At 74.7% G+C, this 2,374-nt stretch carries 1 protein-coding gene and 2 pseudogenes; all 3 read right to left on the bottom strand.

Going from position 1 to position 2,374, the window contains the following annotated elements; genetic code table 11:
* Positions 1–296, bottom strand: a pseudogene (locus RIF68_RS34450) (hypothetical protein); the annotation flags it as partial.
* Between the two features lie 154 nt (positions 297–450).
* Positions 451–1,230, bottom strand: coding sequence for an HAD-IIA family hydrolase (locus tag RIF68_RS34455; RefSeq protein ID WP_309055422.1), 780 nt, complete (start codon positions 1,228–1,230; stop codon positions 451–453).
* A gap of 575 nt (positions 1,231–1,805) precedes the next feature.
* Positions 1,806–2,374 (bottom strand): annotated as a pseudogene (locus RIF68_RS34460) (hypothetical protein); the annotation flags it as partial.

Raw genomic sequence — 2,374 nt, forward strand, 5'->3', positions numbered from 1 at the left:
GACGGCGCGGCGCCGTCCCGCAGCCCCGACTTCACCGTGGCACCGCCGGCGAGCGGGACCTTCCCGCGGTCCCGGCCGGTGAGCTCGGCGTCGGCGACGAAGGCCTGCGACCGGGCGGCGCCGGTGGTGCCCCGGCACCCCTCGACGCGGACGTCGACATCGGCGCCGGGGGCCGCGGTGGCGGGGGTGACGGTGACCTTCACCCCGTCGTGGGCCTGGGCGGCGCCTGCCATCGGGGTGAGGGTGAGCACCAGGGCCGCTCCGGCGGCACCAAGAGCAATGGGACCAGAACGCATCGTGACCTCCTGATTGGCAGGGTCACCCGGATCGGCGCGTTTCGCATCCGCAGAAGGCGGCCGGTACGCCGGAGGGGGACCCCCCCCGTCGGCAGCCCTGGCCCCCGGTCCCGGTCCCGCCGGGCCGGACCGAGGCGGGCCGGCCCGGCCCGCCTCACACCCGGTCGACGATGTCCGCGATCGAGTCCACGATCGTGGAGGGCCGGAAGGGGAAGCGGTCGATCTCCGCCTGGGTCGTCAGGCCCGTCAGCACCAGGAAGGTCTGCATGCCGGCCTCCAGACCGGCGAGGATGTCGGTGTCCATCCGGTCACCGATCATGGCGCTGGTCTCGGAGTGCGCGCCGATCGCGTTGAGGCCGGTGCGCATCATGAGCGGGTTGGGCTTGCCCGCGAAGTACGGGTCCTTGCCGGTGGCCTTGGTGATGAGCGCGGCGACGGAGCCGGTGGCGGGGAGCGGGCCCTCCAGGGACGGGCCGGTCTCGTCGGGGTTGGTGCAGATGAAGCGGGCGCCCGCGTTGATGAGGCGGACGGCCTTCGTCATGGCCTCGAAGGAGTAGGTGCGCGTCTCGCCGAGGACGACGTAGTCGGGGTCGTGGTCGGTGAGGACGTAGCCGATGTCGTGCAGCGCGGTGGTGAGGCCCGCCTCGCCGATGACGTACGCGGTGCCGCCGGGCCGCTGGTCGTCGAGGAACTTCGCGGTGGCGAGGGCCGAGGTCCAGATGTTCTCGACGGGCACCTCCAGTCCCATGCGGGCGAGGCGGGCGTGCAGGTCGCGGGCGGTGTAGATCGAGTTGTTGGTGAGGACCAGGAAGGGCTTGCCCGTCTCCCGCAGCTTCTTGATGAACGCGTCGGCGCCGGGGATCGGCACGCCCTCGTGGATGAGGACGCCGTCCATGTCGGTGAGCCAGGATTCGATCGGCTTGCGTTCTGCCATGGGTGCGGGACTCCTGCCGTACGGGTGCGTCCGGGCCGTCCGTCCGGTCCGATCGGTCCGTCGTCCGATCGGCGCGTCCGGTGCGGGCCCGGGACGTGCGGTGTGCTGGGGGCGCCGCGACTGCGCTGTGGCGACGCCCCCAGGGTAATCAGGAAGTGCTGATCTTGACCCCGTCGACCACCCCGTACCGGTTGTCGGCACCGGTGCGGCGGAAGCGGAAGCTCACGAGGCGCCGGCCGGGACGGGCCGGACGGTCTCGCGGGAGACGCCCTGGAGGACGGCGCCACGTCGGTGGGCAGCGGGCCGCCGTCGCCCGACTCGTTGCCCAACTCGCCGATCAGGAGGGAGAGTCGGGCCTCGATGGCGGGGCGCCTGGGCACCCGTCCGTGTTCCGGGACCCGGGAGCGGACGGGGCGCCGGGGATGTCCGGTGGTTCACGCGGTTCCCGGGCCGATGGCCGCGGACGGGGACGAACGGGAGGGTGTGCGGAACGCCGGGGGCGCGGGGCGGGGCAGGACCTCGGCCACGGGGGGCAGGGTTCCCGGGCCCGGGCGGCCGGCTCCCGCGGCGCGGGATCAGGGGCGGCGACGGCGGCGGGCCCCTCGGACCAGGAACGCTCCGGCGAGGGCGAGGACGCCGGCGAGCGGGGCGAGAAGGAGGCCGTACTCCCGTCCTGTCAGGGCGAGTTCCTGGCTCGGGTCGTGGCCGTCCCCGGCCGGCGGGGAGCCGGAGGGCACCGGGGAGACGGTGGAGGAGGGGGCGGGAGGCACGCTGGGGGCCGGTTCGCCGGGGGCGGTCCCGGTGGGTGGCGCGGGCGTCCGCCCGGGGTCGGCCGGCGGGGCGGAGGGGGACCGCGCCGGGCCGATGGCGAGCCGGTAGTCGCCGGACTGGCCGACCCAGTCCCCGTCGGCGCCCCGCCGCTGGACCACGGCCGCGTTCACGACGACCTCGTCGGGGGCCGTGTCCGCGCGGAAGGCCAGCCGTACGGGGACGGTGAGGGTACGGCCCGGCGGCACAGTGAAGCCCTGGAAACCGGGGAACCCGCTGAACGCGCCGACGTTCTCGGCCTCCTCGGTCACCTCGAAGGCGACCGGATGCCAGCGGTCGGCCCGGGCGTCGTGGAACTCGAACCGGATGTGTTCCG

This window comes from Streptomyces sp., from assembly GCF_031178505.1.
GTDB lineage: Bacteria > Actinomycetota > Actinomycetes > Streptomycetales > Streptomycetaceae > Streptomyces > Streptomyces gulbargensis.

What these genes read in the sequence shown, in the direction of transcription:
- RIF68_RS34455 (WP_309055422.1), bottom strand. Translation starts at nt 1,230, where the DNA reads ATGGCAGAACGCAAGCCGATCGAATCCTGGCTCACCGACATGGACGGC.